This is a genomic window from Paenibacillus sp. FSL F4-0097 (assembly GCF_038593125.1).
Classification (GTDB): domain Bacteria; phylum Bacillota; class Bacilli; order Paenibacillales; family Paenibacillaceae; genus Paenibacillus_AQ; species Paenibacillus_AQ odorifer.
On record NZ_CP151965.1, the window covers coordinates 6,891,615 to 6,914,689 of the forward strand.

Genomic DNA, 23,075 nt, shown 5'->3' on the forward strand with positions numbered 1-23,075 from the left:
TTAATCTATGATGCTTTTGGAGTCCATTAGTTTTAATTCCCCCCCTGTAAGTTAACTCAAATATACTATGGGCGCACGAAAAAAAGACACCCGGTCCGGGTGCCTTATAGGGTTCAGCTCAGCGAAACTATTGGCAAAAACACATGCATTCGCCTGACTATTTCTGTTGAAGCAACCGTAATATAAGTACCGCCTCCTCAGCCCGTGTGGCCTCCGACTCCGGTTCGAACCGATTCCCGCTTCGACCTTGTGTTAGTTCCGTCATAGACACCGCCGGCAAAGGCAGAAGATCCTTTTATAAATCCGCTTGGCCATGCCTGATATCCAGTAAATGTTCTTCCTAACACTTCATCCCCAAGAATGGAGCCACTATACCCAATTCCATCTTGACCGGAGATGTTTGTAGCGGCTGCAACAGTCGATATGCCGCCAAATTCTACGCTTCCCGAAATACCTCCTATTATAAAAAGGATAATCAATAACATTATTGCTAATTTCCTACTTTTCCTTGTCATCATTCTTTTGTCCTTACGCATAAAGAATTCTTCATCGCTAGAAGCCACCAATATTAATAGAAGCCTCTTGGTCGTCTCCATATAAAAAGTCTCCTATCATTTCGCTTTATCTAAACAACATAGACAAATGATAGGAGCGTAAAGTCCTCCAAAAAAGCTGCTTATTTATTTGTTCCACATACGGTAATTGAATCAGCCGTCACTTGGTATAGGCTCAAAGTAGATAGGAAGTGTCGTTACCGAATAATCGGATAACGCTATGATCTTTTCATCGCGAGTAACCGCAATTACACGCAGATTATACACCGTCTCCGGATTAAGATTCCTAAGTGAAACATGGGTGGTTGGGGTGGTTTCGATCAGCTCCTCATTCATATAAACGTGATAGTTGATCCCCTCTTCCCCATACTCATTCCAATAGAGCTCAATGAAATGAGGCTGAACTTCAGACCTCATATTCTGTATCTCCCCATAGTACGCGAAACGGAAGGAGGCTGTAGTTAGTCCGCCTTTACCGTCATTGGCCGTTATATGAATTTCTGTTGAACCGAAACCAGTTGGGCTAATGCGCATGCTAGCTCCTTCCACATCTACCTCTACAACTGCCGTATCACTCGAACGGGCTGTGAATGTTAACGAATCACCATCCGCATCATGGAAAACCTCGCTCATATCGATTTCAAATGGCGCATTAGAATTTACCATTTGATTAGATATTGGTTTAACCGCCTCAGGAGCAGTATTCGTTGGTGTTGGTGTTGGCGTCGGTGTTGGTGTTGGCGTCGGTGTTGGCGTCGGTGTCGGTGTTGGCGTCGGCGTCGGTGTTGGCGTCGGTGTCGGTGTTGGCGTCGGTGTCGGTGTTGGCGTCGGTGTCGGTGTTGGCGTCGGCGTCGGTGTTGGCGTCGGTGTCGGTGTTGGCGTCGGTGTCGGTGTTGGCGTCGGCGTCGGTGTTGGCGTCGGTGTCGGTGTTGGCGTCGGTGTCGGTGTTGGCGTCGGCGTCGGTGTTGGCGTCGGTGTCGGCGTCGGTGTCAATCCCGATAGTCCTGATGGTGTCGTCGGTGTTGGCGGCCGCTGAGCTTGTTCTTGCAGCTTCTTCATCTGCTCCAAAAATTTTTTCAGCTCCTCAAATCTTTTCTTCTCAGCATCCAAAAGTCGTTGCATCAACTTTTCCTCCGATTGTTTACCGGCTTCTTCAAGTTTCTTCTTATTCTCCTGCTCTTGCAGTACTTTTGCAGCTAGAAGCTTATCTATTAGGGCCTGCTTCTGTGCGTCTAGTAGACGCTGCTTATTTTGCTCCTCCAGCAGTCTTTTTTGTTCTTCCTCCAATTGCTTCTGCCTTGCCTGCTGCTGCTTTTCCTCATCCGATAATTGAAGCGGCAGGACATTATTCAAATCGATCTTTTTACCGGATTGCTTATTGGCCTCATCGATAAGTGCCTGCAATTGTTCTGGTCCTATTAAATTCTGATCACGAGCCTGCTTTAAAATATTAGGAAGAAGATTATCTAAATTATTTTGGTATCGATCCAGATCGTCTGGAGACAAGCCACCCGGATTTCCGCTAGGGATAGACCCTGGGGCTTGATTTCTAAACCTCTCCAGCATCTCCTCATTTTCCTGCTCTATTTTTTGCTTAGCCTTTAATATGGCTTCGATAACAGCAGGTGAAGCTTGATTAACGAGACCGGAAAGATCAACCACATAAGGCACATTGGGCGTTTGCGAATCTAATCCTGGATTTAAGCTCAGTTGCTGCCCAGGATATACGAGGAGGGCTGGATCCTGACTAGTTCCGTTGCCGCTTCCCTGAACTAGACCGCTGTTTACAGTAATCATCGGAAACAACGTAACCGGATTGATACCCACCATAAAATTCGTGCCTCGAACATCAGTCACAGCCGTCGGCGTAAGGATGTTGAAGGTATCCTTGGCACTTACCAGTGAGGACACATTGGCCGCAGCTAGCCCGCTCCATAACATAAAGCTCGTGTGCTTTACACGGGACGCATCACTTAAGTTTGAAATGTACAGCTCCGAGTTTTCGCTTATCGTAATTTCATCCCCACGATCGGCCGTCCTTAATATCGCGCTCGTATTTTTTTCCGTAAGAATATGATCACCTTGATGAAGATTCATGCCATTATAGGCCCGGTAAGTCAATGAACCGCCCGCCTGATTGATCCAGACCGTTCCTTTAATCTGTTCGATTACCGTCACACGCGACTTGCGATCTGCTGCAGGCAGCTTCTCGACCGCTTCCGCGATTTCCCGTAAAATTACCGTCCTCGTGTTCGAATCCCATTGTACATCTGCTCCAAATGCCTCACTGAAAAATCGGATCGGAACATAGGAACGGCCATCTTTGTTATATGGCGCTGTCTCAATCTCTCGCTGCTCTTCTGCACCCGTCTCGGCATTGTTAATGGAAATCACTTTACTCTCCATTTGCAGCCTGATACTTACGTCTCCCTTTGTCAATTCAATGGTACGCTGGTTATCCAACAATCCAACCTTATAGCCCAGCATTTCGCTTAAAGCTCTCACGGGCACCATTGTGCGCCCCTTCACAATTTCGGGCTGCACGTCAAGTCTGATCACGGTATCATTGATCACAACCTTCACCTGATCATTGTGGGGCAAATTGGTTGGAAGCTGGTAATACTCAAGCTCACGGATTTTATTGTTATAGCTGTCCGCAATGAGCAAGCCGCCATTTGGCAGAACCGCTACATCTGTCGGATTATGGAGCAGATTATGACCGTTAATGCCATCTACTTGACCAAACTGAGCAGGTACACCAGCAATTGTACTCACATACCCGTCAACAAGATAACGAATCGTGTGGTTCAAGCTATCGGCAATGACTAGTCCCCCATCCTTTGTTACGACGATTCCTCTAGGAGACTGAAAGCGTGCCTGTGTAGCGGCACCATCCGCATAACCACCTTCGGCATACAGGCTACCATTCGCATACACAGGCTCCTCCCCCGCAGGCAAACCCGCCGCGGTTGTCACTGTACGCTTGGCCAGATCAATATAGCGAATTACTCGATTGCCCGTATCACTTACATATAAGTTGCCTTTATGGTCGATCGCAATGCTGGTAGGATCATTAAACTTGGCGGTTGAAAGCTCTCCATCTGCATAATCACCTGCAGGAACAGCATAGCCGCCAATCACCTCGACGACTCGATCAGATGCAGCGTTAAGTGTAGTCACTTGACCATCCGCTGTTATTTGCCGGATTAAATGATTTAACGTATCCGCAACATACAAGGTTCCATCTGCAGCGACAGCCACATCCTGGGGATGATAGAATCCCGCTTCATTACCTATACCGTCTTCATTGCCGATTATGCCATCACCGGCAACCGTTGTTACCATCCCATCCTTAGATATTTTTCGTATCCGATGATTTTCGGTATCTGCTATGTATATATTACCTTCCAAATCCGTATCCATGCCCGAAGGACCGTTGAACACAGCATCTTCTTTAGCACCATCGTGCCAAGCTCCCTCAGGAGTTCCGTAGTCTTCCCCGTCAAGCATTAAGCCCGCATAGGTAGAAACCTCTCCATTCTTCACTTGACGGATGAGATGATTCCGGGTGTCTGCCACAAGCACAGAACCATCCTTCAAGACAGCGATTCCCTGAGGCATACGAAAAGAAGCCTCTGATGCCGCTCCATCCCAATCGTCAAATTCACCACTTCCTGCAAATACTGTTACTTTTGAAAGAGCCTCATGGCTGTCACCCAGGTACAGCTCACTTTGAATGCCGGCAGCCCCTGCGGCTGTACCTCCAATTAATGTGAAACTCATAACAGCAACTATTAAACGACGATATACTTTCCTCACATTGATCCCCCTTCACCCGATAAAATCAAAGCAACAAAAAAACAACTATAATTCGACTTCCTCTGGACATTATAGTGAGAAATATAATAGTTTGTAGTCCTACGAAAGTAGTATTCTATAAGATTGTGTGAGAAATGAACGATTAATTCTCCTTACAGCACCTCTCCTGTATACTTTTTCAGAACTTCATAAACTCCTTTTTTACGGGCTCGTTTAATAATGAATTTAAAGAGAGAACGTTGTAACCAGAAGGGAATACCCACGATTAGGGTGTTTTGTAGTGTTAAAACGAAAGCGGTATGGGCAAGTGACTTGGGTTTGCCCTTTTCATCTGTTAATCTATCGTCCATGAGCCCGTAATGAATGCGAACCGATTGCTCGAACTTGCTTGGCGGCGTTAGCCGGACGCGGAATACAACTGGCTCTTCATGCTCGTTCGCAAAGGTATGTGACGTTTTAAGTGGGGCAATACGGCGGTCTCCCGCTTCTAACACATGCTCTGTTTTACCTAAAGTTACGGTGAGCTTACCTGTAATTACTTCGAATTGCTCTTCAAGCTGATCATGAATATGCAAAGGTGGACCTTTGCCAAATGGAGGCAGTGCAACTTCGATTAATAAATACTCTCCCTCCGTGTCCTTTGCCGTTTCTAGAAAAGTAATTTGTTCTCCTGTGACTTTATTCTTAACCGTTTGTTCCATTCATGTTCGCTCCTTGTTGATTATTTACCAAAACTAGATGCTTAGATGCTTCAATATTGATTGTCTTCATGCAAAAAAACCTTCTATCATTCGACTCTGTTTAAACATCATAGTCGAATAATAAAAGGTTTAAGTCCTACGAAAGGAGTACACAGTAAAAAGGAGGGGGTGAACGATAAGCACCGCGCACAGTTCAAATCAAAAAATGGCAGCACTCACAAAGTTCTTCCCGCAGGTCTTCATCATCTGCATTTGATTCGAATTAAATATCACACCTTAATGTCTGTTCTAACACAGCTGAAATTCATCCGCCATCTCTTGAGACCACTCTGAAATAGTTTAAATCCTAAATCGCATAACGCTGGATTTCGGAGTTATTTTTGCAAGTATACAAGTTCGCCTTACTTGTGATACGGTTCCCCCCGATTGATCTTCACCGCGCGATACACCTGCTCCACCAGCACCAGGCGCATGAGCTGATGTGGCAGCGTCATGCGCCCGAAGCTCATGCGCTGCTGCGCGCGGCGCATGACCTCGTCGGAGAGCCCGTGGCTCCCTCCGATGACGAACACGACATGGCTCGTCCCGTAGGTGCCGAGCCGGTCAATTTCTGCGGCAAGCTCTTCCGAGCTCCACAGCTTGCCGTCGATCGCGAGCGCAATGACATGCGCCTCGCTCTTAATCTGCGCGAGGATGCGTTCGCCCTCGCGTCCCTTTACCTGCACGACCTCTGCTTCGCTTAGAGAATCGGGTGCTTTTTCATCTGCCACCTCAATGACCTGAAACTTCAGGTATGGTGTCAGCCGTTTTGCATACTCCGCGATGCCATCGATCAAGTACTTTTCCTTCAATTTTCCTACGCCAATAATTTGAATAAGCATAAGTGCCTCCTGTCATAATCCTCTATAGAAATAGCAAAAGGACGCGCACTGGGCGTCCCTTGTAGTTTTAGTAAGTACCTTCTGTTCTATCACATATTTGGTGGAAAAGAAACGACAATTAAAACGGCCTACTCTTGCGCAGTCCCTAAATGTCCTATTTTTCATGCAATCTATGGATCTCCTGATCCCACGTATTCCTAGATTGCCTGAATCTAGAATTTCATGTATTCCTCGTCCTCAGCAGGTTCAATCCATCCCTACTTACTTTCTTCCTGCTCCTCCATCACTAAATCCGGTTTCCCCCCAGCTTCATAAGCGCTCAATATAGAGTCCAGCAAGCCTGGGAAACGTGCATTAAGATCCTCAGTCCGCAGGGACAACATGCGCTGTGTTCCTTGAACTCGTGTAAAAACAACTCCTGACTCGCGCAAAGTACGGGCATGGTGAGACATAGTGGATTTTGCGATCGGGACGTTGAAGCCGTTGCAAGCCTGTTCTCCATTTAAGTGAATATCCGATACGATATGTAAGCGAATCGGATCGCTGAGTGCATACAATACGGAGGCAAGCTGAATGTCCTTGCGGTCCGGATGAAATAGTATTTTCACGGATGATTATCCCCTTTTGTCGTACGATGAATGCGAAAAAAATATTGGTGTTCCTAATTGCATTTTATATCAACGCATGCTATATTTCAATTGTTCGTAAGTAATCGAACTATTAAACAATAATAAAAGGAGTGCTTCGCACATGACTTCTGTAAATAACCTCTCCGCGAATGCGGATCATGAAGCCTCCGTTCCGGAAGCGCCTCTTCCACGAGAAGGCCTGCTGACCCTGCTGTTCAGTGTCGCTGTGGTTCTCGTAATCATGAATACGGCTATGTTCAATCTGGCGCTGCCTGATGTGACCGAAGCCTTCGGGATTACGGCTGCGTCCGCTTCTTGGATTGTCACCGGGTATTCCATTATGTTCTCGATTGCCTCAATCACGTACAGCCGGCTTTCTGATTTTCTGCCGATTCGCCGTCTGTTGGTTATAGGCTTGTTGACGCTGGGCCTCGCGGCTGTTGCCGGCTTTTTCAGCACTAACTTTATCTTCCTGCTTATCGTACGCATTCTCCAGGCCTCAGGCGCGGGCGCAGTAATGTCCTTGTCGCTTGTCCTGTTTACCCGCTATATCCCGCAAGCCCGCCGCGGCAAAGCAATGGCGACAATTATGTCAGCCGTCTCGCTGGGTCTAGGGCTTGGGCCGGTCGCGGGCGGAGCCATCGTCGAATATCTCGGCTGGATTTGGCTATTCTCTGTAACGGCAGCTATTCTGCTTCTAGTGCCGCTGTTCCTTATCCTGCTGCCCAAAGAAGTACCCACCCGTGGCTCCTTTGATGTGCTTGGCGGGCTGTTCTTGGGCGTCGGCACGACCGGGCTGCTGCTGTTCCTGACCAGCGGGTTGTGGATTGCCTTGATCGCCGGAATTGTCGCCATTGCTTTATTTGTTGGCCGTATCCGCAGCACACCTGATCCATTCGTGATGCCGGATCTTTTCCGTAACCGCTCATATCTCGTGTTGGCTCTGATCGGAGTTGCCTCCTACCTATGCAGCTTTGCCACGTTATTCCTGCTGCCGCAGATTCTGACTCACCGTTTCGGCTTCAGCGCAAGCCATGCCGGGCTTGTGATCTTTCCGGGTTCGCTGCTCGCCATCTTTGTCTCCCGCTCCGTCGGGCGAATCATTGACCGTTATGGCAATGCGGGGATTTTGCGTTTTGCACCATTGCTCGTATTGACCGCTACCATCCTATTCGCTTTCTTTGCTGGGCGGTCATGGATTGCCGTCATGTTCATCTATATGATTATGAGTCTGGCCTTCACGACACTGTCCAGTAGTGTATCCAATGAAATCTCTCGGATTCTGCCTTCTTCACAAATTGGCTCCGGGATGGGCCTGTTCCAGCTGCTGCAATTCTTCAGCGGCGCCTTCAGCGTGGCTATGGCCGCAAGCGCACTAGAATGGCAGCGCGGACTGCCGCTTTCTGCAGCCTACTCCAATATCTACTGGGGACTCTCTATTGCAGCATTGATCGCCATCATCTCAGCTATTCTCTACCGCCGAGGCAACCGAAGTAGCTCGCTGACCGACATAGTAGATGCAGCAGATGCATAAGACCTAATCGGCTAACACATATATTATTTCATGCAAAAAAACACCCTGCGGCCCATTTCCGGGACTGCAAGGTGTTTTTAATAAATTTTAACAGTCCTTTAGACCACTAAATATTCCGCATTCTTCTCACATTCCGCACATTTGGCCGGCGGGTCCCAGTCCGAGAACTCGGTCTCCTTCAAGTCCACAATATCAGGTGCATCCTCATACTCGTCCACAAATTTGTCGATGGCTAACTCTACATGTTCTTTACATACTACATACATTCAACCAAGCATCCCTTTCTGTGCCGCTGCGGCCTATACTCCTTCTATTGTTCTACCATACTTCCCACGAAAATGGAACTCCTATCTATCCATTCCAGCAATCTGTTCATCCATTGTCTATATTCTTGCCCTACCGAAAAAAAAGATTCCTCTCACCCCAAACGGGCAAAAGGAATCTCTTCACTAATATCTCTCTAATTTCTATAAATGTTATCTACCAACTCTCCATCTTACCCTAGAAACTCCACTGGACGATCCAGCTCATACAATCTGCGGTAACGTGGTTCTTTTTCCATCAGCTCCGCATGGGTTCCACGCATTTCTACCGAGCCATTTTCCATAAAAATCACTTCATCCATCTGCTCTGCACCAACCAAATGATGCGTTACCCAGATCAGAGATTTACCGTCCATAGCTTCAAACATCGTCTGCAAAAGATCACGTTCCGTGCTTGGGTCCAGCCCTACGGTCGGTTCGTCAAGAATGACGACAGGTGTATTTTGCAGCAAAATACGAGCTAACGCTATCCGCTGACGCTCTCCACCGGAGAAACGTTGCCCCGCTTCACGGACAAAGGTATTGTATCCCTCTGGTAACGAGGAGATCAGCGTATCCATTTTGGCTAATGCGCCAGCTTCTTTAATCGCTTGTTCGGAAGCCTTCGGATCACCCATGCGAATATTGTTCGCTACCGTAGTATCAAATAAGTGTGGGCTTTGATTTAGCACCGCAATAATAGAAGGAATATTATCGCCATAGGCAGCCGCCGCGATTCCATTAATCATAGCCGAACCTGCAGAAGGTTGGATAACCCCTTGAATAGCCTTTAACAACGTCGATTTCCCTGCCCCACTACGGCCGATGATGGCAATTTTTTTGCCTTGTGGGATGTCGAGGCTGAGATCACGAACCGACCAGTTATCCTCTGATCCATAGCGGTAACCCACATTTTCGAGCTGGATATGAGCACTTTTTATGGCCTGAGGTAGAACATCAACTACAGATGCCTGTTCGGAAACTATATTATGCTCTTCTCCAACCACTCCAGACAACCGCTCCAGCGAGTTACGGTACTGCGGGATTTTCTCCACAGCTTCGGATACTGGCAAAAAAGCATCTGCCACAGGAAAAACAACCAATACAAACGCCGCAATCAACGTACCTGCAATAGCACCATCCGCATACTCCCCGGCGGCCCAATATAACATCGAAAGCACGCCAACTCCAACAACTGCTTGCCCGATGAACGCACGTAGACGCGCCCAGCTGCGCAGCGCTGCATCCGTTTTGGCCACTTTTTTCTCATCTGCTTCATAGGTCTCCACGAACTGGCTTTGCCGTCCACTAATGACCCAATCGCCCATACCGAGAACGGCGTCAGTCAGCTTTTGATAGAGGCGATTACGCTCTACCTTCACTTCACGTTGACGTTTCTGGGTGAACAACAAAGATATAAGCGGCAATACCACGACCAACACCAAAATATACAAAGCCATTAATAACGCAAAACCGATATCAAAGGTGCCCAACGCAATCACCGCAACCCCGTAGATCAATAAAGCAATAACACTTGGAAATACAGTTCTCAGATATACATTTTGCAAATATTCGATGTCATCAGCTAACATCCCGAGAATATCCCCAGTACGGAAACGCGACGACAGGAACAAGGCCTGTGGCTCCAAAATATTGTACAGGCGCACACGCATTTTAGAAAGAATCCGTAAAATGGTGTCATGCCCAATCAGCCGTTCCACGTAGTGAATGACTGCTCGGCTTGTTCCGAACGTACGTACACCAACAATCGGCACGTAGATCATCAGGATATTTTCGACCGGTGTAGACGCTTTTGAGATCAGAAATCCTGAAGTATACATCAATGAAGAGGCTGTAAATATCGTCAACGCCCCAAGCACAATAATTAGCACAAAACGCCAAAAATACGACGATACATAGGGAGCAAACCATCCTTCACGTTTCAATGGATTCCCTCCAATTGCGACCCAATCAACTCATAATACGCACCCTTGCGGGCAAGTAACTCCTGATGGGTACCGATTTCTGCCACTTGGCCTTGCTTCATTACTACAATAATGTCCATATCTAGCATCCAGTGTAGGCGATGGGTAGCCAGAAAGACCAGCTTTCCTTCAAAAAGAGGCACCATCGTCTCCTTCAGCTCATATTCCGTTTCAATATCCAGATGCGCCGTTGGCTCATCTAGAAGCATAATTGGACGGCTGCTAAGCAGTGCCCGGGCTAATGCCACCCGTTGCTCCTGGCCACCGCTGAACGAACGGCCGCCGCCACCAATCATCTCATCTAAACCATGCGGAAGAGTATCCACCAGCCCCGATAAACCAGTAGCTTTCACTGCCGCGGCAACAGCTTCCATAGAAGCCTCAGGGTAATAAAAACGTATATTATCCGCTAACGTGCCGCTAAAAATATACGGACGCTGCGGGATATATGAGGTCTGTTTTCGCCAAGCCTCATCCGTTAATGCACTAACCGTTGTACTGTTAACCGTGATACTTCCTGAGGTAGGGTGTAAGAAGCCCCCTAATATATCCACTAAAGTAGATTTACCGGCCCCGCTCTCTCCGATAATCCCAATTTTGCTAGCTCCTTTAAATTGCAGGTTCAGCGCTTCCAGCGAAGAAAGCCCTGCTTCCTCATACTTCACGCTAACGTCATTTAATGTGAGCACGCTATTCTCATGCCAAGTGAATATTTGTTCCGATGTTTTTGCTGCAGAACCGACAGATAGACTACCGTTAGGGCCGATTACTTCAGCCTTCACCTCATCTTGATCTATAATGCTCTTCATTGCTTCAGCGGCTTCTTTCCCATCCAAAGTAGCATGGAAATCTGAACCCACCAATCTGACAGGCAGGAAATATTCCGGAGCCAAGATTAGAATCGTTAAGCCCGTAACCAATGTCATCTGTTCATTTACAAGCCGTAAACCAAGACTTACCGCTACAGATGCTACAGACAGCATAGTGAAGAAATCCAGGGCGAACGATGACAAAAAGGCCACTCGCAGCGTACGCATGGTCGCCGAGCGATAACGATCGCTGACCGTAGCAATGCTGTCGCTATGACTACGACTTCGTCCTAGAAATTTTAATGTTTCTAGCCCACGTAGTGAGTCTACAAAATGATTAGATAATGTGCGATATGATTTCAACTGCCGATCCATTTGCTTACGGGCCGTCATCCCAATCAAAATCATAAAAACAATAATAATCGGCATAGTTACCGTAAGAATAATCCCGCTCGTAGTGTCCATCGTAAAGACGTAAATAAGCACCAAGACCGGTGTAACAGACATCCCTACCATTCTAGGAATGATTGCTTCCAGATACGTGCGGAATTTAGTTACGCCTTCCAGCACTAGTGTAACAAGATCCCCGGTTCCACGCCCGCCCACCATTCTAGGGCCAAGCTGGAAGAGCTTGTCCATCATTTCCCTCCGCATAGTGCTGCCCGTTGCTTCCGCGAAGCGGTAAGAGACACGGCTCATCAGCATAGCACAAGCATGGCGCACAAGAAATGCAAGAAGGAACAATAGCGCAGTGCCCCATTGTTCCTTCAGAGGTTCTCCCGCAAATAGCGCAGAGATGACTTCTGCCAGCGATTTAGCCAGCAGAAGTATGGACAAGCTTTGCACCAGGGTAAGGAAGCCTACAATCAGAAAGACTGGCTTAACTCCTTTATACCCAAGCAAGTTTTTATCCATTAGTATTCAAGATGCTCCTTCTCGTGAACCCGTTTATGAAAGACAAAGTAACTCCAAATTTGATATCCCAATACGAACGGAAGGATGGTCAGTGCCACAATCGTCATTACCTTCAAAGAGTAATGGCCCGAAGCCGCATTAGTGATCGTCAAATTAAAAGCTTGATCAATTGAACTAATCATAACACGCGGGAACAATCCTACAAAGATAGAAGTTACCGAAAGCGCCATTACCGCTCCTGTCATTCCAAAAGCGTAGCCGTCCTTCTTCTTCGTCATGAAGTAACCGGACAGTACAAAGGCGATAACTCCCAGGGCTACAATAATCATAAGAACCGTTCCACGTTGCTCGAAAATATCCGTCATATTATAAGTCATAATCACAAAAGCAGTAAATAAAGCTGCGAGTGGTATCAGCAATTTTTGTGCCAACTTGCGAGCGCGAGCCTGTAGATCACCCACTGTACGCAGCGTTGTGAACATGAGACCATGCACCAGGCACAGAAGGACAACAGTAAGCCCTGCTACTACAGTGTACACATTCACGATATCTGTGAACCCTGCATACATTTGCATATCCCCATCAATAGGCAACCCTTTGATAAAGCTTGCAAACACTACAGCCAAGAGGAATGGTGGAAGGAAGCTGCCGATAAAGATACAGGCATCCCAAGTTCTTTTCCAAGCTAATGAATCACGTTTACCTCTGAATTCAAAAGCGACACCACGCGCTATCAGAGCTAATAAGGCAAATACAAAAGGAATATAGAATCCACTAAACAGCGTTGCATACCACTCCGGGAAAGCCGCAAACATTGCACCCGCAGCTGTGATAAGCCATACCTCATTCCCATCCCAGAAAGGTCCGATCGAGTTAATCAGAACACGGCGCTCTGTATCATTTTTAGCGAGAATTTGTGTTTCCATCCCTACGCCGAAATCGAAACCCTCCAGGAAGAAGAACCCTATAAACAGAACTGCAATCAGCACAAACCACAATTCATTAAGAGATATCATGGGAACCCTCCTCGTTATATGGATCATTCGAATCGCCGTGATCGTTATCCATCGCATAAGGACCTTTTTTAATCACTTTAATAAACAATCCGACCAACACTAATCCTAGAATTAAATAAATCGTTGTAAAAGAAATCACGGAGAACAGAACTTGACCACTTGTAATATTAGGCGACACACTGTCTTCCGTTGTCATCAGTCCGAATACCGTCCATGGCTGACGCCCGAATTCGGTCATGACCCAACCGGCTGTATTCGCAATCGGAGGAAGCAGCAAGCCCCATAACATGAACCGCATAAACCAAGTGTTCGGACGGTCCATTTTTTTGCGCCACATTAAGTACATAGCGTACATTCCCAATACAATCATTAACGTTCCTGCTAGAACCATGATCCGGAAACTCCAGAATGTCGTACGTACAGGTGGAATATAGTCACCGGGGCCATAGGTTTGCTCATACTCCGCTTGCAGCTCAAGCATACCTTTAACTTCACCGGAAAATTTACTGTATGAAAGGAAACTCAGCATATAAGGAATTTGAAATTCTCCAGTACTGATTTGATTCTCTGGATCAATGTTTGCCCATACGGTCCAAGGTGCCGGGTCACCACTCTTACCCCACAGTCCTTCGGAAGCTGCCATTTTCATTGGTTGAGTTTCAACCAAATATTGCGCTTGGGCGTGACCAGCAACAGCTACACCAATAGAAGAAATAATCCCTACGATAGCTGCAATCTGAAAAGACTTCTTAAAGAAAGAAACCTCTTGTTTCTTCAATATTTTATAAGCACTAATACCTGTTACAAGAAAAGCACCTGTTGCATAAGCAGCCAGTACTGTATGTGGGAATTCAACCAGCAATTGTCCGTTCGTAATAAGCGCGAAGAAATCATTCATTTCTGCACGTCCATTATTTATCTCAAAACCCACAGGATGCTGCATAAAAGAGTTAGCCGCTAGAATCCAGAATGCAGATAACATCGTACCGAATGCTACCAGCCAGATGGACAGTAAATGTACTCGCTTGGATACCTTATCCCAGCCGAATATCCATATCCCAATAAAAGTAGACTCCAGGAAAAAGGCTGCCAATGCCTCAACTGCAAGTGGAGCCCCGAATACATCACCCACAAAACGTGAATAATCGGACCAGTTCATCCCGAACTGAAATTCCTGCAATATCCCTGTAACTACCCCTACTGCAAAATTGATGAGGAATAGCTTTCCCCAGAACTGCGCCATTTTTTTGTACTCTTCATTACCTTTTCTAACGTACATTGTCTCCATGATTGCAATCAAGAGCGCTAGTCCGATTGATACCGGTACAAAGAAATAGTGGAATATTGTCGTCGACGCAAATTGTATACGCGACAGCATTACTGTATCCATATTTGTCCCTTCCTTCTCCCCTTTTCGTTAATTATATTCTGTCAAAAATTTAAGCTTCTTTTTGTGATAAATGTCACATAAAGATAGTCATTTAACGGTGAAATTCAAATGATTTGTGACAAAGATCACAATTTAGCATAAAGAAAGCAAAAAAAATAAGACGGTTTACCCGTCTTGAGTGGTTCGTCGTTCTATTAAATGCTTGACTCATTTAGGTATTGGTTAGATGGAAATACCCTTCTTCAGCGATTTGAGATCGCCATTCGAATTAAGCAATTGGGGTAGCATCTTCGTGCTGCGAACCATTGGAGAGTCACATAGACGGCAAGAAGGCGCATGTTCAAATGCGAAATTATCCCTCATCCATCCGTTGCATCCCTCATTGGTACATGCCCAAATTGCGGTATTTTCTTCCGGTATTTCTTCCAAAGGTTTCTTCCGGTAGTTCATTGCCGTTCCTCCCATCCTGTAAGTCAATAGTGAGTAACTAGATATAAAAAGACCGTCCCAACTTTCACAAGCTGGGACGGTTTCTTCTATTATTACAGTTTTACAACGTTTTCGGCTTGTGGTCCACGGTTGCCTTGAACAACGTTGAATTCAACGCGTTGGCCTTCGTCCAAAGTTTTGAAGCCGTCGCCAGTGATTGCGCTGAAGTGAACGAATACGTCGCTTCCGCCTTCAACTTCGATAAATCCGAATCCTTTTTCTGCGTTGAACCATTTAACTGTACCTGTTTGCATGTGTGTTACCTCCACAAATTTAAATTAATATGTTCTTTTTATCTTCAAACAAAGAAAAAATTCACACATTGAAAAAGGTTGTATTACCAAATATGACAGCCCTTTTCAATGCGAGAATTAGGGACTAAATGTATGATTGATATCATATTACCACACCTGATTAGCAAAGGCAAGCAAGCATCCGAATATATCCGGTTTTGCCCTAATAAGTATTACCTTCCAATGTAAGGGCTGCCACTTAGTGTTTATTCCCTAAATAGATCCTTTTTCTGGCATAATTATCATGGTTTTAGAAAAATAGCTTTCCCAAAAACGTTACTTTTATCCGCTTTTTCAAGAAGGTACCCCCTCGGAATCGAAGGGGTAGTCCGCTCTACTTGTCGTAACTGCTATATCATTATATACCGACTTCCAGCATATTATTCCTGTGGTTTTTCAAGAAGTTTAACTGTTGCCTGTTTGGCCTCGCCGTTTCGATAGTAAGTAATTTTCAGATCATCACCGATCTTCGTATGATTATATAAGTACTTGCGAAGAGAAAGGGTAGATATGATGGATTGATCATTAAATTTGGTAATGACATCATTGAATTGCAGTCCAGCTTCCTTCGCAGGGCCAACGGCTTCTAGAACAACTACTCCATCCTTAACACTGTTCGGCAGGTTCAATTCATTGCGTTGATCTTCTGCTAGTGGAACGTACGGATTGTTCAAATCAACTGAATATACACCCAAGTACGAACGGGCAATATGCCCTTTTTCAGCCAGCTCATTAGCGATATCTATCACATGATTCGCAGGAATTGCAAAACCCAGACCCTCTACACCCGTATCTGAAATCTTCATCGTGTTAATTCCAATGACCTTGCCATCGAGATCCACTAACGCGCCGCCACTATTTCCTTCATTAATCGCCGCATCAGTCTGTATCACTTCTTGTTCCCAGTCATATACTCCATCCTGATTAAGGGATACGGGAACCATCCGTTCAGTATAGCTAACAATCCCCGAGGTCAATGTATCACCAAGTCCTAGCGGATTACCGATAGCAATGACCGTTTCACCTAGACGAAGCTTAGAGGAATCACCGAGCTGCGCGATGGTATCGATTCCTTTGGCATCAATAGAGAGTACCGCAATGTCGCTTACTTTATCCGTTCCAACGAGTGTTGCCTTACGGGTCTCTCCGTTCACTGTAACTACCTCGAGATTACCGGAGTCTTCGATGACATGATTATTGGTAATGATAAATGCTTTATTTCCTGTCTTTTTATAGATCACTCCTGAGCCTAGTGCGGACTCATCCAGAATGTTTAATTCTTCATTATCTTCTTTATGATTGATAATACTTACTACTGCAGGGCGAACCGTGGCAGCAGCTTGAATAATCCGGTCAAATGGATCACTACTGCTTGGGGCAACATTTCCAGTTGTTACAACCGGCTTTTGAGCAGTCTCATGACTCATCTGGCCTGTAAACATACTGAATAACAGAACTGCCACCACAGCGCTGACTAAGGAGCAAACGGCGGATATTTGCCAGGTAGATAGCCCTTTACGCGATCTGCGTACAGAATGTCTACGGTTAGCAAACGATCCCTTTGATGCTTCATCCCCTCTGGACCGCGAAACTTTAGTTGAATAGAAATCATCATCAAACAATCCCACCGAAAATCTCCCCCTTCTATTGCCAAGCGTTCACTGTTGTTAAGACCTGAACCTATAGCAACCACGTCCGAACCAAACCTCTGTAACCATTAGACTCCAAATATCACTAAAAAGTTTCACTTTATCCATTAACCCCACAAGAGTTTCGATCAATCGTTAGATTATGATAATCTTTTAATATATCTTCTCTATTAGGAATATTTTGCAACTTAAAAGACTACAATAAAATAGAAGTGTCCCTAAAATTTTAGCTTTGCTCATCACGCTTTTAATTGTATCACAGGCAACCTGCAATTCGGGATTTTCCTCAGCTAAAACACCTGCGAATTTTTTACAGTTTTCAGTTCTAATTACACTATAAATTCACACTATTAAAGGAGGATTAATTATGAGTTCTTTTTCAACAAGTATGGATTTAGTCGAGTTTATCGGTAAGCTTGGTGACTTAAAGGATGAACACTACCACATGACCCTTGCCTTTAGCGCAATGATCGAATTGATGATTGAAAAAGGCCTGATCTCCCGCCAAGAATTAGATCGCAAGACCGCTGAACTTGATCAGCTTATGACTGGCTCAGCTTATCCCATGGCGTAGGTTGATCATAATACGTATCACACAGTCTGAACTCACTATCTTTGAAAAAACAGCCCCGATCCTCCATTGCGCCGCGTACCGACATTTTTGCCAAATCCATCATATTGTGATCCCGGCTTAAATGCGCCAAATAGGTCCGTTTGGTCCGCCCTGTAAGAATTTCACTAAGCGCAGCTCCAGCTGCCTCATTGGAAAGGTGACCCATGTCGCCTAGGATGCGCCGTTTCGTATTCCACGGATAACGTCCCATTCTCAGCAATTCGATATCATGATTCGCCTCCAGCACCAATACATCTGCATCTGAAATTGCATCTCTTACCTTATCACTAACATAGCCCAGGTCTGTAGCTACACATAACTTCTCTTTTCCATCATAAAAATTGTAACCCACTGGCTCCGCTGCATCATGAGAAATCGCGAAGGATTCTACTCGCATACTGCCGAAATCCTTGTGCTGGCCAGACTCCATGATCATACGGTTATACTCCGGTATTTTACCAATTCCCTTCTCGATAGCTCCCCAGGTATTGGTGTTCGCATAAATCGGAAGATCGTATTTACGGGCCATGGCCCCGAGTCCCTTGATATGATCGGAATGTTCGTGTGTAACTAGAATCCCGTCTATATCATTACCCGTTAGTTCACGCATGGCCAACAGCTCATCGATCCGCTTGGCACTAAAACCTGCGTCAATCATAAGTGTTGTCTCCCCGTTTCGTACCACCGTTACATTGCCGGTAGAACCACTGGACAGTACTGTAAATGAAATCCCCATTTTCCTTACTCCTTCTACTCTGTTGTCTTAGGACTGATGATGTCCGCACTAATAGCATCCACATAATAGGCATTGCCGTTCTCCAGCATAAACCGCCACATCGGCGAAGCTACCTGACTTTCCGAGTTGAACAGCTCACCGTAATACCCCAGCTCAATCTCCTTCACTACGGAATCTGCCGGGAAATACTTCTCTATCAAACTACTAAGTGCTTGCGATGCTGGAAGCACCTTCTGTTCTTTATCGCTGCTGCTTGTCCCTATTTCAATCTTCGGCCAGCGGTAAGCTACGATTTTTTGATCACTGTTAATCAACTCTAGCCTAACACGGAACAACGACCACTGATTTTGAACCAGCGGATGAAGAACGAACTTTCCTACCTCACTTTCCTGTGAATCAAAGCGATAATTGGAAATGTCAGGAATCTTATCCTCAAGCGCCTTGCTAAGCTCTGAGAAGGAAGAATAGATCAGCTTGCTGTCTATAGGTACATCTAATTTAATTGGTGGTTCAGTCTGCTCTTCAGCAGAATAACGATAAGTAATGTTAGGAAGCTGCGGGGTAGACGCCGGAATGGGACACAATACACGAATCCCTTTCTGCTCCATTACGGCTTGGGTCTCAGCAGACAGGGAAGTAAAATCAAGATTAGCACTAACCTGATCGCGCAAATCGACCCACAGCTGGTAACATAGCAGCAGATTCAGACCTAAAAAGGCGCAAATCAGTACATTTTTAGCTCTTCCCCAATCCATACCCGAACCTCCTAATTGTTATATGAGCCATTTGTCCATTAATTTAAAGTAAGAACGCTGCCATCACTAAGTGTAACTTTCCAGACAGGTATCAGCTCCAGATGATCTTCCTTCACCTCAGGTACATAAGCAGGCGTTAAATCCTTCACTGCCGAAGTTTTACTGACCAGAGACAACCTATACTCCAGATCCGCACCTCCAGATAGCTCCACTACCTTTTTTACGGCCTTACTTTCATCTATATAGATTAGAGAACGTTCATAAGAGGATACTGTTCCCTGCTGCAGTTCCAGATTTATTACACCATACTGTAATGATGAATTGCTCATTATCGGATAGGAGCCGTACGGATAGGAGCCATAATATTGTTGAAAAGAGACCTTTCTCTCCTGTCTGCCTTCCTCTGTAGCCTCCAAACGGTAAGTCCCATTCCATCCGCCATGCTGGTTCACAAATTCTACAGCTTCCAAAGCATCCTTGGCAGGGGTACTTTCTCCAGCTGGAAGCGCCGCAGGGTCACTATAGCTCATCCAGTTCTTACCCTGGTCCACCTGAAGGCTCCGTTTGCTATCCGTATAAATCTCCGAGCCGTTTTTCTCCCGAATATATCTAGTGCTTCCAACATCGAAGAAAAGATTACTCTGCATTTGCTCTATGGTGTACATCCCGGAAGGCATGTCTACCTGAACCAGAGAAATCTTACTGTCTGGCACATAATAATCCCCGCTTACGGTCTTGTAAGGCGTCCAATTCTTACCGAAATCAACATGCTGCTGCACATCCTGAACCGTTAAATCCGCTTTTGCCGCTTCGTATATGATGTCGCCTCTCGTACTGAAGAAAATAGCATGGGCCTTGGAATCATTCTTAATGTTATAGATCCAAATGCGATCAATGCTTTCTCCTTCAAAAAGGGAATCTGGCGATAACTGCATCACCCGCTGCAATAACGTTACCGGAATGCCCGCTCCGAATGAAAGCTCAATCCCAGGATTCTCATTGCGGATCTTATCCCAATCATAATCCTGTACCGAGTGCCGTTGGAAGCTTTCGAAGCCACGACCTTTTAAGCGATTCATGATCAAGCTATAGAACGTAGAGTCCGGATAAAAAAGCGTATGTTTGCCTTCTCCCATATGGATGATCATTTTGTCAGGGTATAACAGGTTCTCTACCTTCTCTTCCGGACCCATATTATCTGTCTTCACATACAGGTTCTCAGAAAGCACTGCTGAATCAGCACCAGGCAAACGGTAGATCAAATAATAGCTTTCAACCAGGCTTCCGAGCACGAGCAAGGCTAGAATGCATGATTTGATTCGTTCCTTCATGCCTCACTCCCCCTTTGCTCGTTCAAAGGCAGGGTAAAGGTTACCTTTGAACCTTCATTTAGCTCGGATTGCAGGGAAATGGAGCCTCCATGTGCCTTCACAATTTCCCGGGCAATGGAAAGGCCAAGTCCGGTGCCTCCCATGTTCCGCGAACGTGCCTTATCCACGCGATAAAATCGTTCGAAGATCCGCTCGATATCCTTTTTCGGAATCCCTATCCCCGAATCACGTACAGATATGGAGAGCATTCCATCCTCATTCTTCAACGCTTCCAGTTCAATCTTACCGCCTTCTGGCGTATATTTTAGCGCATTGGAGACCAAATTCCCCAAGACCTGATCGATTTGATCGCGATCAAGCCACGCCGTGGTAACATCTTTGCGGACCCTTGTACTTATATCGATACGCTTCTGCCGAATTTGAAAAGAAAAACGATCCGCCACATCCTCCAGCATCTCGGTAATATCCGTCTGCTGAATTCGAAGAAGAGCTTCCTTGGAATCCAGACGGGAAAGATGCAGCAAATCCGTAACCAGACGGATCATCCGTTCGGTTTCGTTGCGAATAACCCCAACAAATCGAACCGCCAGCTGCGGATCTTCAAGTGCTCCATCATCCAGTGCTTCAACATAGCTTTTAATAGTGGTAAGTGGTGTTCTTAGCTCATGCGAAACGTTCGCCACGAACTCCCGGCGTGATTCCTCCAGATTCTCCTGTTCGGTGACATCCTGCAGCACAGCAATTGTGCCGGCAATGCCACCCTCACGACGATGAATGGGAGTAAACGTCACTCTTACGATATTAGAATCTTCTCCACCCATATGGGTCAGATGAAGCATTGCAGATTGGGCATTACCTTTAGCCAGAGATCCGCTTTGTTCGTAATCTAAGCCCAACAGTTTATCTAGAGGAGCGCCTTCCGGCAACGGGCCTTCATTTCCGAGCATCAGTGCTGCCCGCCGATTCATCAGAATCACTACTCCGTTCTCATCTGTAGCCACAACACCATCACTCATGTTCGTCAGAATAGAGGTAAGCTTCTCCTTCTCCTCTTCATTCTGCGAGAGTGCCTCACGCAATCTACCGGTCATATAATTGAACGCCTGACTGAGTTGTCCAATTTCATCATTGCCCAATACGGGCATTTTACGATTGAATCGGCCTTCAGCGACAGCCGTAGCATGCCTCGTCATTTCCTTAATAGGCTGCGTGATGGTGTGCGCCAGAATGACGCATAAAACAACCGTTAACGCTAGAGCTAACAGCAATCCTGAGATAAATACACTATTGATCCGGCCCATCGTGGCGTACAGATCCTTCATGTCAGCAGCAATATAGATTGCTCCCACTACCTTGTCACCCGAGAGCACAGGCTTAGCCACAACCTTTTTACGCACATTATCATCAGCAATAATATATTCCTCGTTATCACTGATGCCCTGCAAGGCCCGATTCACAACTGTCTGGGTGTTACGCTGCCCGACATAGTCATTCTGCGAGGGAACGGAAGTGGTGATGATTTTGCCGCTGGCATCCAGTACTTGAATCTCAGCCCCGTTAATGTACAGATTATTGACCATCCCGCGCAGACTTTCCACAGCGGTTTCCTCATCTGCGGTTCCAGCCTCACTACCAAATTTATCAGCAGTCAGGATAGACAACATCTCAGCACGTGCTTTAAGGTCCTTGGTGAAATTATCTGTTAACGAGTTCTTCATCGAGCTGACAAAATAAACCCCGATCAACTGCATAGCTATCAGAATCAGCAACACGTAAATAATAATAAGTTTTGCCTGAATTGTCCGGATAAAGGACCGCCACTTCATCACAGTCCTCCATTTTTAGGGCTATGCATCAAATAGCCGAGTCCACGCCGAGTATAAATATATTCGGGCTTGCTGGGGTTCTCCTCAATTTTCTCTCTTAGACGACGGATCGTCACGTCAACGGTCCGCACATCACCGAAATACTCAAATCCCCACACTGCCTGCAGCAAATGCTCCCGAGTCATCACCTTACCGGCATGTTTGATCATATAGTAGAGCAGCTCATATTCACGATGGGTCAAGTCAAGCGGCTCCCCGCCCTTATAGACCATATACATATCTGTATCTATAAACAGATCAAAATGATAAATGCCCTGCTTATTCTCTGCTGGTTCACTCGCCATCCCCTGTGGTGACGGTTTATGCTGTCTCCGCATCTGGGCTTTAACTCTGGCCAGCAATTCACGTGTACTAAAAGGTTTGGTCACATAGTCATCAGCACCAAGCTCCAGGCCAAGTACCTTATCAATCTCTCCGTCCTTGGCTGTAAGCATAATGATAGGAATGTCCAAGTGCGCAGAACGCACCTCGCGGCAGACGTCCATGCCATCTTTGCCGGGCAGCATAAGATCAAGCAGCATAAGATCGGGCCTTTTGGACAATGCCAGCTCCACTGCACTGTTGCCATCAAAAGCACAAATAACCTCGTAGCCTTCTTTTTCTAAATTAAATTTCAATATATCAGCAATAGGCTGTTCATCATCTACTACCAGAATCGTTCCCATCTGCATGTCCCAGCTTCACCTTCCTATCCTTACTTAATGATCATTCCTTTATTTTAACATACCTGTCTAACCGTCACATCCTACGAAATAAGCAATCCCCCTGCCCAGCAAAAAGAAACGGCT

20 protein-coding genes are annotated in these 23,075 nt (G+C 46.0%); 2 read left to right on the top strand and 18 right to left on the bottom strand.

What is annotated here, in order from left to right:
- Positions 1 to 197: 197 nt before the first annotated feature.
- From MHH86_RS30890 to MHH86_RS30910, 5 genes are all read right to left on the bottom strand, one after another.
- Complete coding sequence (locus MHH86_RS30890) at positions 198 to 596, bottom strand: hypothetical protein (protein WP_076140575.1); 399 nt, start codon at positions 594 to 596, stop codon at positions 198 to 200.
- A gap of 111 nt (positions 597 to 707) precedes the next feature.
- Entirely contained in the window at positions 708 to 4,373 is a 3,666-nt protein-coding gene (locus MHH86_RS30895; protein ID WP_342479582.1) for a stalk domain-containing protein, read from the bottom strand.
- A gap of 152 nt (positions 4,374 to 4,525) precedes the next feature.
- Positions 4,526 to 5,074, bottom strand: coding sequence for a cupin domain-containing protein (locus MHH86_RS30900; protein WP_036677840.1), 549 nt, complete (start codon positions 5,072 to 5,074; stop codon positions 4,526 to 4,528).
- A gap of 401 nt (positions 5,075 to 5,475) precedes the next feature.
- Positions 5,476 to 5,955, bottom strand: coding sequence for a 23S rRNA (pseudouridine(1915)-N(3))-methyltransferase RlmH (gene rlmH, locus MHH86_RS30905; protein ID WP_036677839.1), 480 nt, complete (start codon positions 5,953 to 5,955; stop codon positions 5,476 to 5,478).
- 257 nt (positions 5,956 to 6,212) lie between these two features.
- Positions 6,213 to 6,563 (bottom strand): helix-turn-helix transcriptional regulator, encoded by a 351-nt coding sequence (locus MHH86_RS30910; protein ID WP_038573939.1) that lies wholly within the window; start codon positions 6,561 to 6,563, stop codon positions 6,213 to 6,215.
- A 142-nt stretch (positions 6,564 to 6,705) separates the two neighbouring features.
- On the opposite strand from MHH86_RS30910, the gene MHH86_RS30915 reads away from it, so the two are divergent.
- A complete protein-coding gene (locus tag MHH86_RS30915; protein WP_076140574.1) occupies positions 6,706 to 8,118 on the top strand; it encodes an MFS transporter in 1,413 nt (470 codons plus the stop codon).
- A gap of 98 nt (positions 8,119 to 8,216) precedes the next feature.
- Here MHH86_RS30915 and MHH86_RS30920 read toward each other — a convergent pair whose 3' ends face one another.
- The 8 genes from MHH86_RS30920 to MHH86_RS30955 form a co-directional block, all read right to left on the bottom strand.
- Positions 8,217 to 8,384 (bottom strand): CxxH/CxxC protein, encoded by a 168-nt coding sequence (locus MHH86_RS30920; protein ID WP_063829780.1) that lies wholly within the window; start codon positions 8,382 to 8,384, stop codon positions 8,217 to 8,219.
- Positions 8,385 to 8,614: 230 nt separating this feature from the next.
- Positions 8,615 to 10,366, bottom strand: coding sequence for a thiol reductant ABC exporter subunit CydC (gene cydC, locus MHH86_RS30925; protein ID WP_076140572.1), 1,752 nt, complete (start codon positions 10,364 to 10,366; stop codon positions 8,615 to 8,617).
- Entirely contained in the window at positions 10,363 to 12,129 is a 1,767-nt protein-coding gene (gene cydD / locus MHH86_RS30930) for a thiol reductant ABC exporter subunit CydD (protein ID WP_076143950.1), read from the bottom strand. Before cydD ends, cydC begins: the two co-directional genes overlap by 4 nt.
- Positions 12,129 to 13,145 carry a cytochrome d ubiquinol oxidase subunit II gene (gene cydB, locus MHH86_RS30935; protein ID WP_038573947.1) on the bottom strand — a complete coding sequence of 339 codons (1,017 nt, stop codon included), beginning with the start codon at positions 13,143 to 13,145 and terminating at the stop codon, positions 12,129 to 12,131. Before cydB ends, cydD begins: the two co-directional genes overlap by 1 nt.
- Entirely contained in the window at positions 13,132 to 14,535 is a 1,404-nt protein-coding gene (locus MHH86_RS30940; protein WP_036677831.1) for a cytochrome ubiquinol oxidase subunit I, read from the bottom strand. Before MHH86_RS30940 ends, cydB begins: the two co-directional genes overlap by 14 nt.
- A 222-nt stretch (positions 14,536 to 14,757) precedes the next feature.
- Positions 14,758 to 14,985: a cold-shock protein gene (locus tag MHH86_RS30945; RefSeq protein ID WP_036677829.1), complete on the bottom strand. Its 228-nt coding sequence runs from the start codon at positions 14,983 to 14,985 to the stop codon at positions 14,758 to 14,760.
- 92 nt (positions 14,986 to 15,077) lie between these two features.
- Positions 15,078 to 15,278: a cold-shock protein gene (locus MHH86_RS30950; RefSeq protein WP_019914582.1), complete on the bottom strand. Its 201-nt coding sequence runs from the start codon at positions 15,276 to 15,278 to the stop codon at positions 15,078 to 15,080.
- Between the two features lie 419 nt (positions 15,279 to 15,697).
- Entirely contained in the window at positions 15,698 to 16,945 is a 1,248-nt protein-coding gene (locus tag MHH86_RS30955; protein ID WP_036677827.1) for a trypsin-like peptidase domain-containing protein, read from the bottom strand.
- Positions 16,946 to 17,333: 388 nt separating this feature from the next.
- Between MHH86_RS30955 and MHH86_RS30960 the strand changes: the two genes are divergently transcribed.
- Positions 17,334 to 17,540: a hypothetical protein gene (locus tag MHH86_RS30960; protein ID WP_036677826.1), complete on the top strand. Its 207-nt coding sequence runs from the start codon at positions 17,334 to 17,336 to the stop codon at positions 17,538 to 17,540.
- Here the strand turns inward: MHH86_RS30960 and MHH86_RS30965 are convergent.
- Genes MHH86_RS30965 through yycF form a run of 5 tightly spaced genes read right to left on the bottom strand, consistent with a single transcriptional unit; the run spans position 17,509 to position 22,958 of the window.
- Positions 17,509 to 18,315: an MBL fold metallo-hydrolase gene (locus tag MHH86_RS30965; RefSeq protein WP_036677825.1), complete on the bottom strand. Its 807-nt coding sequence runs from the start codon at positions 18,313 to 18,315 to the stop codon at positions 17,509 to 17,511. The genes MHH86_RS30960 and MHH86_RS30965 overlap by 32 nt on opposite strands.
- A gap of 14 nt (positions 18,316 to 18,329) precedes the next feature.
- A complete protein-coding gene (gene yycI, locus MHH86_RS30970; protein WP_036677823.1) occupies positions 18,330 to 19,070 on the bottom strand; it encodes a two-component system regulatory protein YycI in 741 nt (246 codons plus the stop codon).
- 38 nt (positions 19,071 to 19,108) lie between these two features.
- Positions 19,109 to 20,401, bottom strand: coding sequence for a two-component system activity regulator YycH (gene yycH / locus MHH86_RS30975; protein WP_036677820.1), 1,293 nt, complete (start codon positions 20,399 to 20,401; stop codon positions 19,109 to 19,111).
- Positions 20,398 to 22,227 (bottom strand): cell wall metabolism sensor histidine kinase WalK, encoded by a 1,830-nt coding sequence (walK, locus tag MHH86_RS30980; protein ID WP_076222430.1) that lies wholly within the window; start codon positions 22,225 to 22,227, stop codon positions 20,398 to 20,400. The genes yycH and walK overlap by 4 nt, the downstream gene beginning before the upstream one ends.
- Complete coding sequence (gene yycF / locus MHH86_RS30985; protein WP_076124308.1) at positions 22,227 to 22,958, bottom strand: response regulator YycF; 732 nt, start codon at positions 22,956 to 22,958, stop codon at positions 22,227 to 22,229. The genes walK and yycF overlap by 1 nt, the downstream gene beginning before the upstream one ends.
- Between the last annotated feature and the right edge of the window lie 117 nt (positions 22,959 to 23,075).